The organism is Methylobacterium brachiatum, assembly GCF_020523825.1.
GTDB lineage: Bacteria > Pseudomonadota > Alphaproteobacteria > Rhizobiales > Beijerinckiaceae > Methylobacterium > Methylobacterium brachiatum.
Genome location: NZ_JAJALK010000004.1, coordinates 564906 through 573826, shown reverse-complemented (window position 1 = coordinate 573826; position 8921 = coordinate 564906). Strand labels below are relative to the sequence as shown.

The 8921-nt window shown below is 70.1% G+C and carries 9 protein-coding genes; 7 read left to right on the top strand and 2 right to left on the bottom strand.

The window, feature by feature from the left end; translation table 11 throughout:
• Positions 1-278: 278 nt before the first annotated feature.
• The 4 genes from LGR69_RS12735 to LGR69_RS12720 all read left to right on the top strand — a co-directional run bounded on the left by LGR69_RS12735 (position 279) and on the right by LGR69_RS12720 (position 3972).
• Positions 279-800 (top strand): DedA family protein, encoded by a 522-nt coding sequence (locus LGR69_RS12735; protein WP_007568375.1) that lies wholly within the window; start codon positions 279-281, stop codon positions 798-800.
• A 16-nt stretch (positions 801-816) separates the two neighbouring features.
• On the top strand, positions 817-1602 hold the full coding sequence (locus LGR69_RS12730) for a cobalamin-binding protein (RefSeq protein WP_007568374.1): 786 nt from the start codon (positions 817-819) through the stop codon (positions 1600-1602).
• Between the two features lie 112 nt (positions 1603-1714).
• Positions 1715-2221 (top strand): MmcB family DNA repair protein, encoded by a 507-nt coding sequence (locus LGR69_RS12725; RefSeq protein WP_007568373.1) that lies wholly within the window; start codon positions 1715-1717, stop codon positions 2219-2221.
• Positions 2222-2361: 140 nt separating this feature from the next.
• Positions 2362-3972: a Na+/H+ antiporter gene (locus LGR69_RS12720; protein ID WP_091859220.1), complete on the top strand. Its 1611-nt coding sequence runs from the start codon at positions 2362-2364 to the stop codon at positions 3970-3972.
• Positions 3973-3997: 25 nt separating this feature from the next.
• Here LGR69_RS12720 and LGR69_RS12715 read toward each other — a convergent pair whose 3' ends face one another.
• Together LGR69_RS12715 and LGR69_RS12710 are read right to left on the bottom strand one after the other, a co-directional pair.
• Positions 3998-4273: a hypothetical protein gene (locus LGR69_RS12715; protein ID WP_007568371.1), complete on the bottom strand. Its 276-nt coding sequence runs from the start codon at positions 4271-4273 to the stop codon at positions 3998-4000.
• A 143-nt stretch (positions 4274-4416) separates the two neighbouring features.
• On the bottom strand, positions 4417-4875 hold the full coding sequence (locus tag LGR69_RS12710; RefSeq protein ID WP_230366224.1) for a GNAT family N-acetyltransferase: 459 nt from the start codon (positions 4873-4875) through the stop codon (positions 4417-4419).
• Positions 4876-5045: 170 nt separating this feature from the next.
• Between LGR69_RS12710 and LGR69_RS12705 the strand changes: the two genes are divergently transcribed.
• The 3 genes from LGR69_RS12705 to glyS all read left to right on the top strand — a co-directional run bounded on the left by LGR69_RS12705 (position 5046) and on the right by glyS (position 8884).
• Complete coding sequence (locus LGR69_RS12705) at positions 5046-5957, top strand: glycine--tRNA ligase subunit alpha (RefSeq protein ID WP_007568368.1); 912 nt, start codon at positions 5046-5048, stop codon at positions 5955-5957.
• A 68-nt stretch (positions 5958-6025) separates the two neighbouring features.
• Positions 6026-6469 (top strand): nuclear transport factor 2 family protein, encoded by a 444-nt coding sequence (locus tag LGR69_RS12700; RefSeq protein WP_091859742.1) that lies wholly within the window; start codon positions 6026-6028, stop codon positions 6467-6469.
• A gap of 93 nt (positions 6470-6562) precedes the next feature.
• Positions 6563-8884, top strand: coding sequence for a glycine--tRNA ligase subunit beta (gene glyS, locus LGR69_RS12695; protein ID WP_230366223.1), 2322 nt, complete (start codon positions 6563-6565; stop codon positions 8882-8884).
• Positions 8885-8921 lie beyond the last annotated feature (37 nt).

Sequence of the window (8921 nt, the reverse complement as noted above, 5' to 3'; positions counted from 1 at the left end):
GGCTTCAGCACCCTCCTGGAAGCATCGTCATCCCGGCCACTCAACCCCGCCTCAGACCATTTTCGGACGGGCTCTAAGACAATGGAAGGGGATCGTCTGCAGCGGAGCAGAACAACAGTAACCATCTATACCTAGATCTGAGTTTAAAAGCTCCGGGCTACCCAATCCCCGGCCGCACCTTCCGCCCGCCCCCAACTAAGTCCAAATACCCAAAACCCTTGTCCCCCGCCCTCCCCCGCCTCAGATGGGGCCGGTCGCCCTGTTGCCCCCCGAGCCCGATGGACATCGAAGCCCTGCGCACCTCGACCCTCGCCTTCGTCGAGGCGCACAAGGTCTGGACCCCGCTGATCGCCGGGGGGCTCGCCTTCTGCGAGTCGATCGCGATCCTGTCGCTGTTCGTGCCGGCCACCGTCATCCTGGTCGGCATCGGCGCCCTGGTCGGGGGGGCCGACATCCCGCTCTGGCCGGTGATCGGCGCGGCGGCGGTCGGCGCTTCCCTGGGGGATTGGCTCTCCTACGAGGTCGGGCGCTGGGTCGGGCCGGGCGCCCGCACCAAGTGGCCCCTGCGGCGCTATCCCGACCTCGTCGCCAAGGCGGAGACCTTCATCGGCCGCTGGGGCATCGCCGCGGTGGCGTTGGGGCGCTTCTTCGGGCCGGCCCGGGCCCTGGTGCCGCTGCTCGCCGGCACCCTCGGCCTGGCGCGGCTGCCGTTCCAGCTGGCCAACGTCGCCTCGGCCCTGGTCTGGGCCTTCGTGCTGCTCGCCCCCGGGGCCGGGCTGCTCGCCTGGCTCGACCGGTGATCCGGACGGCCCGCTGATGCGCCGCTTCCCGCCGGAGCGCATCGTCTGCCTCACCGAGGAGACCGTCGAGACCCTGTACCTGCTGGGTGAGGAGGACCGGATCGTCGGCGTCTCGGGCTACGCGGTGCGCCCGCCCCGGGTCCGCCGGGAGAAGCCCCGGGTCTCGGCCTTCACCAGCGCCGACCTCCCAAAGATCCTGGCGCTGGCGCCGGACCTCGTCCTGGCGTTTTCCGACCTCCAGGCCGGGATCGTCGCCGACCTGGCCCGCGCGGGTATCGCCGTCCACCTGTTCAACCAGAGGGATGTTGCCGGCTGCCTGGCGATGGTCCGCACCCTGGGGGGCCTGGTCGGGGTCCCGGAGCGGGCCGAGGCGCTGGCGCAATCCTTCGCAGCGACGCTGCAGGCGGCGGCCGATTCTGCGAAGGGACGGCCCAGCCCGCGCGTGTATTTCGAAGAGTGGGACGCGCCGATGATCTCCGGAATCGGCTGGGTCTCCGAGCTGATCGGCTATGCCGGGGGCCGGGACGTCTTCCCGGAGCTCGGTCGGCAGCCGGCCGCGAAGGACCGGATCGTCACCCCCGAGCAGGTGATCGCCGCCGCCCCCGACGTGATCCTGGCCTCCTGGTGCGGCAAGAAGGTCAACATCGACCGCATCCGCGCCCGCCCCGGCTGGGACGCGATCCCGGCGGTGCGCGATGGCCGGATCCACGAGATCAAGGCGCCGCTGATCCTGCAGCCGGGCCCCGCCGCGCTCACCGACGGGCTCGCCGCGATCCAGGTTTTTTTGGGACTAAGCCGTTGATCTGAATGGGTGGTTTTCGCCGCGATCCGGGGGCGATGCCGCGCCGCAGGTGACGGGCGCGGCGCGATTCGGCAGGATGTCCCGATTCGACACAGGCGCATCCCGGCCCCGCATGTCCGCTTCCCTCGGCCTCCCCGCCCTCCCGGCGGACGCCTTGATCCTGCCCCCCGACCGGCGGCAATCGCCCACCGCCCTGCGGATCCAGCGCGGCGTGCGCCGCCTGTTCTCCGAGATGGGCTGCGTCACCCTGCCGGAATTCTCCCTGGTCAACGGCCGCCGGGCCGACGTGATCGCCCTGTGCGGCGCCGGACGCCTCACCATCGTGGAGATCAAGTCGAGCGTCGCGGATTTCCGCGCCGACCGAAAGTGGCCCGATTACAGGGACTTCTGCGACCGGTTCTTCTTTGCCATCCCCGAGGACGTGCCCGAATCCCTGATCCCGGAGGCATGCGGCCTGATCGTCGCCGACGGCTACGGCGCCGGCATCCTGCGCGAGGCCCCCGAGCACCCGCTCAGCGGCCCCCGCCGCAAGGCCGTCACCCTCCGCTTCGCCCACAGCGCCGCCCGCATCCTGCACGCCCTGGCCGATCCGGGCGCGGTGCGGGAAGGGGCGCTGTAGGGGATCCCAAAGGGCAAGCCCTTTGGCTGGGTTCGGGGGCGGAGCCCCCGAGTCTTGCAGGGTTTTGCCCCGCATCCACACGTGAACTCGGGCCTTTCGACGCCCTGACGTTTTCGTGAAGACTGCGCTATGGGCGGGCGATGACGTCCGTTGCCCTGTTCGAATTGATCCTCGCGCTCCTCGGGGCGGCCCTGTTGCTGTCTCTGGTGGCCGGGCGGCTCGGGTTTCCCCCGGCCGCCGCCCTGGTGCTCGGCGGGATGGCCCTGGCGGTGGCGCCAGGCCTGCCGGCCTTCGATCTCGATCCGGACCTGATCATGGTCCTGTTCCTGCCGCCGCTGCTGCTCGAATCGGCCTACTTCACCGTCTGGCGCGACTTCCGGGCGAGCCTCGGCCCGATCCTGTCGCTGTCGCTGGGGGCCGTGCTGTTCACCACCCTGGTGGTCGGGCTCGTCGCCCACGCGGTGGTGCCGGCCCTGCCCTGGGCGGCCTGTTTCGCGCTCGGCGCCATCGTGTCGCCGCCGGATGCGGTCGCCGCCAAGGCGGTGCTGGCCCGGGTCGCCCTGCCCCGCCGGTTGGTCACGGTCTTGGAGGGCGAGAGCCTCGTCAACGACGCATCGGGCCTGGTGCTCTACCGGTTCGCCGTCGCGGCGGCGCTGACCGGCAGCTTCAATGCCTGGGCGGCGGCGGGCAGCTTCGCCTGGCTGGCGGTGGCGGGCGTCGCGGTCGGGCTCGCTTGCGGCCTGGCGGTGGACGCGCTGGTGCGGCGCCTGCGCGACGCCAACGCCGTGACGGTGCTGAGCTTCCTGGCCTCCTACGCCGCCTATCTCGCCGCCGAGGAGATCCACGCCTCCGGGGTGCTGGCCGTGGTGGCCTGCGGGCTGATGATGGGCGGGCGCGAGCACGAGGCCTTCGACGCCCATGTCCGGCGCCACGCCGTGGCGGTGTGGGAATTCGTGGTGTTCGTGCTGGAGGCCCTGGTCTTCGTGCTGATCGGCCTGGCCCTGCGCGGTGTGCTCGCCCGGACGGGGGGCGAGCTCGGGCCGCTCGCCACCGGCCTGCCCCTGGCGGTCACGGTCACGGCGGCCTGCGTGGTCGCCCGGCTGCTGTGGGTCTTTCCGGCGGTCTACCTGCGGCGGACCCTGTCGGCGCGGGTGCGCGCCCAGGAACCCCGTCCGGATCCCCGGGTGCCGCTGATCATCGGCTGGGCCGGCATGCGCGGGGTGGTGACGCTCGCCGCCGCGCTGGCGCTGCCGGTCGATTTCCCGGGCCGCGACCCGATCCTGGTGGCGGCCTTCGCGGTGATCCTGTTCACGGTCCTGATCCAGGGCACGACGCTCGGACCGCTCATCCGGCGGCTGCGCCTCGACCCGCATCAGAGCCTGCCGGAGGGCCATCTCGACGCCGCGATGGCGCGGGTGGTGATGAATCAGGCCGGGCTCGCCGCCCTGGAGCGGCTGGTGTCGCCCGGGTCCGGCGCGCTGCAGCATCCGCGCCTCGTGGAGGATTATCGTCGGCGGGTGCGGGCGTCGTCCCGGGACCGCGACGAGCGCGGGGCGCTGGCCGCCGAGAAGACCGAGCATTTCGCCGCCGCGCTGCTGGCCGTGCGCTCCGGTCGCTCGGCGCTGATCGCCCTGCATCGGGAGAACCGCATCCACAGCTCGGTGCTGCGGGCGCTGGAGGGGGAGATCGATCTCGAGGAGCTCTACCTGAAGCGCCTCGCGGGTGAGGCGCCGGCGCACGGCGCGGCCTGACCGGCCGCGCCTGGGGCTGCTCCCCTCAGCGGGTGGTGCAGGCGTCGGACGGGGTGCCGTAGCCGCTGTAGACGACCCGCACCTTGCGCAGGCAGGGCGCCGCCTCCTTGGGGGCCGCCACGGGGGAGACCTCCACCGGATCGACCCGCAGGGTCGCCGTCACGGTCGGCTCCTCCGGGGTCGCCAGAGCGCGGCTGGCGCTCATCACGAACGGGGTGGCGGCCATGGCCGAGACCGCGATGGCGGCCAGGACGGCGAGGTTCTTGCGGCCGAAATCGTGAAGCGTGCGAGCCTGTTGCATGATCGCTGGTCCGTCGTGTTCGGCCCGCGGACGGTGCCGAAATCCCCTGTTTGCGGCGATAACTTGGCCGCGAACTTGACGGTTCCCGCTATGCTCCGAAAACAGTCGGGCTTGCGTGCTTCGGCGCACGCCCGGTGCTGATGTCAGAGGATCTTGCGGTATTGGATGAAGCCCGACCGCTCCGCGATCCGGTCGTAGAGCAGCATCGCGTCGGTATTGGTCTCGTGGGTCAGCCAGTGGACGCGCGAACAACCGGCGGCGTTCGCGGCTGCGTAGACATGCGTGATGAGCCGGCGCCCGATTCCCGCGCCGCGGGCAGCATCCGCCACGAACAGATCCTGGAGGTAGCAGTAATCGCCGATCGTCCAGGCCGAGCGATGGCGGATGTGGTGGACGAGCCCGACCGCCTCCCCGTCCCGCCAGGCCAGGGCGCCGTCCACCGGCTCGGCCGGATCGTTGAGGCGACCCCAGGTGCTCTCCGTGACCGCCTCGGACAGGTCGACCTTGTAGAAGGCCTGGTAGCCCCGCCACAGCGGCAGCCAGGCCGCCCGGTCCCCGGGGCCGATCGGGCGGATCTCGATTCTGTCCGGACTGGTGGTCACGATCCGCGTCTCCCGCGCTGCATCGGGGGAAGCTGACCATTGTCCGTCCTCCGAGCGCAAGGGGAGCCGGGCATGCCGAAGGAGCCTTCGTCTTGCACCCCCCGCCGCCCGCACCTAAACCGGCCCGCCAACACACAGACCCGCCCCGCATCGCCGAGCCTTCGCCGCCCATGTCCCAAAAGAAATCGTTCCAGGGGCTGATCCTGACGTTGCAGGAGTTCTGGGCGGCGCAGGGCTGCGTGATCCTCCAGCCCTACGACATGGAGGTCGGCGCCGGCACGTTCCATCCGGCGACCACGCTGCGCGCCCTCGGCCCCAAGCCCTGGAAGGCGGCCTATGTCCAGCCGTCGCGCCGGCCCAAGGACGGCCGCTACGGCGAGAACCCGAACCGGCTCCAGCACTATTACCAGTTCCAGGTGATCCTGAAGCCGAACCCGCCGAACCTCCAGGAGCTCTACCTCGCCTCCCTGGACGCCATCGGGGTCGACCTGAAGCTCCACGACATCCGCTTCGTCGAAGACGATTGGGAGAGCCCGACGCTCGGCGCCTGGGGCCTCGGCTGGGAATGCTGGTGCGACGGGATGGAGGTCAGCCAGTTCACCTATTTCCAGCAGGTGGCGGGCTTCGAATGCGCCCCGGTGGCCGGCGAGCTGACCTACGGGCTCGAGCGGCTCGCCATGTATGTCCAGGGCGTCGAGAACGTCTACGACCTCGACTTCAACGGCGCCGAGGGGGCCGACCGGATCACCTACGGCGACGTGTTCCTGCAGGCCGAGCAGGAATATTCCCGGCACAATTTCGAGGCGGCCGACACGGCGATGCTGTTCCGCCAGTTCACCGACGCGGAGGCCGCCTGCCGGTCCTATCTCGAGGCCGGGGCGCCCGCCGCCGAGACCGAGCGCCACCGCATGGCGCAGCCGGCCTACGACCAGTGCATCAAGGCGAGCCACGTCTTCAACCTGCTCGACGCCCGCGGGGTGATCTCGGTCACCGAGCGCCAGAGCTACATCCTGCGGGTGCGCGAACTCGCCAAGGCCTGCGGCGCGGCGTGGCTCAAGACGGCGGCCGGCGGAGCCCCTTGAGCCCTCGCGCGTTGCAACCCCCGCCAACCGGCGCGCTTCGGCGCGTCCGCAGACGCGGGAATCCTATGATGAAACAGACCCTCCTCGCCCTCGGCGTCCTCGCGTTCGGCCTCGGCCCGGCGCTCGCGGCCGATCCCGGCCCGGAGGCGGTGGTCAAGAAGCTCTACGCCGAGCCGCACCCGAATCACTCGGCCGTCTACACCAAGCGCCTTCAGGGCCTGTTCGACGCCGACGCCAAGCAGGCCAACGGCGCCACCGGCAGCCTCGATTTCGACTACCGCCTCAACGGCGAGCCCGTGAAGCCCGATACCGTGAAGGCCCTCACCTTCAAGGAGGCCACGGAGGGCAAGGACCAGGCGAAGGTCACGGTGGAGCGCAAGGGCGGGGACGGCTCGAAATCCATCGTCTACGACCTCGTGCGTGAGGACGGGGCCTGGCGGGTGTCCGACGCCCACGCGATCGGCGACCGCAAGTGGCAGCTCACGACCATCCTGAAGGGCGAGGCGCACTGAACGCGCCGTTTCGGCAACGCGCGCCCTGAGGATCGACACGAGTCCGATCCGCCGACCCTCGACAGGCCTGCGGCGCGGCGATATGGCCGCGCCATGCCCGACCTCCTGCTCGAACTCCGCTCGGAAGAGATCCCCGCCCGCATGCAGCGGCGCGCGGCGGAGGATCTCAAGAAGCTCGTCACCGACGCCCTGGTCGAGCGCGGCTTCCTGTACGAGGGCGCCAAGGCGTTCTCGACGCCGCGCCGCCTGGCCCTGCACATCGCCGGCCTGCCCGCCCGGGGCGAGGCCGTCCGCGAGGAGCGCCGCGGCCCGCGGGTCGGCGCCCCCGAGGCCGCAATCCAGGGCTTTCTGAAGAGCGCCGGCCTGGCGAGCCTCGACGAGGCGCAGAAAATCACCGATCCGAAGAAGGGCGAGTTCTACCTCGCGGTGATCGAGCGGGCCGGCCGCGAGACCCTGGACGTGCTCGCCGAGCTCCTGCCCGAGATCATCCGGAATTTCCCCTGGCCGAAGGCGATGCGCTGGGGGGCGGCCTCGGCCCAGCCCGGCGCCCTGCGCTGGGTGCGCCCGCTGCAATCGATCGTCGCGACCTTCGGGCCGGAGACCGAGACCCCCGAGGTCGTGCCGTTCGCGGTCGGCGGCATCGCGGCCGGGACCGTCACCTACGGCCACCGGTTCCTGGCCCCGGGGCCGATCGAGGTGCGCCGGTTCGACGACTACATCCAGGCCCTGGAGCGCGCGAAGGTCATCCTCGACGCCGACCGGCGCAAGGACGTGATCCTGCACGATGCCCGCGACCTCGCCTTCGCGCGCGGCCTCGACCTCGTGGAGGACGAAGGCCTGCTGGAGGAGGTGGCCGGCCTGGTGGAATGGCCGGTGGTGCTGATGGGCTCCTTCGACGCGGCCTTCCTCGACATCCCGGCCGAGGCGATCCGGGCGACCATCCGGGCGAACCAGAAGTGCTTCGTCCTGCGCAAATCCGGCTCGGAGGATCTGGCCCCCGCCTTCATCCTGGTCTCGAATCTTCTGGCCTCCGACGGCGGCCAGGCGATCACCGCCGGCAACGAGCGGGTGGTGCGGGCGCGCCTGTCGGACGCGAAATTCTTCTGGGAGACCGACAAGGCCACGAAGCTCGAGGACCGGCTGCCGAAGCTCGGCTCCATCGTCTTCCACGAGAAACTCGGCACCCAGGGCGAGCGGATCGCCCGCATCGCCGCCCTGGCGAAGGAGCTGGCGCCGCTGGTCGGGGCCGACCCGGCTTTGGCCGAGCGCGCCGCCCGCCTCGCCAAGGCGGACCTCGTCACCGAGATGGTCGGCGAGTTCCCGGAGCTCCAGGGCCTGATGGGCCGCAAATACGCGGCGCTCCAGGGCGAGCACCCAAGCGTCTGCGCGGCCATCGAGGAGCATTACAAGCCGGTCGGCCCCTCCGACCGGGTGCCGAGCGATCCCGTGTCCATCGCGGTGGCGCTGGCCGACAAGCTCGACACGCTGGTGGGTTTTTGGGCGATCGGCGAGAAGCCGACGGGGAGCAAGGATCCGTATGCGCTGCGGCGGGCGGCCCTGGGGGTGATTCGGATTATTCTGGAAAATAAATATTTGGTGCAGATTTCTCGATACATAACGAGGGCGACGTCTGCGCTTCGCTCGCAAATCTGCCTCAAGGCAGTTGGAGATGATGTAATATTTAAAATAGGTCGTGGTGATTTCATAGATATCGACATCGTCGATCCGCCAATCGATATCGATAGATTCGACATACATGGGGATCTTAGGCGAATTCTTTTGGAGGAGCCCGCGAATAATACAGTAAGATTAAACAGGCATCGAACTATTGGTGGCCGCGTCGCTGGATCTCAAGGATCGAGGATATTCAATGGTGTTGATGTCAGTGATCTCCTCGCCTTCTTCGCCGACCGTCTCAAGGTCTATCTCCGCGACCAGGGCGCCCGCCACGACCTGATCGACGCCGTCTTCGCCCTGCCCGGCCAGGACGACCTGCTGATGGTGGTCCGCCGGGTCGAGGCGCTGGGCCAATTTCTCGACACCGAGGACGGCAAGAACCTGCTGGCCGGGGTCAAGCGCGCCTCGAACATCCTGCGGATCGAGGAGAAGAAGGACGGCCGCGCCTACGATGCCGCGCCCGATTCCACCCTGGCGGCCTCCGGTGAGCCGGCCGAGCGGGCCCTCGCCGAGGCCCTGGCGGGCGCCGCCGCGACGGCGTCCCAGGCCATCGCGAGCGAGGACTTTGCCGGGGCGATGCGGGCGCTCTCGACGCTGCGCGCACCGGTCGACGCCTTCTTCCAGGACGTGACCGTCAACGCCCCCGACCCGAAGCTGCGCGAGAACCGCCTGCTCCTCCTCAACGCGCTGCGCGCCGCGACCCGGGCGGTGGCGGATTTCTCGAAGATCGAGGGGTAGCGCGCGCCGTTCGCGATCCCACCCGCGCCCTCATCCT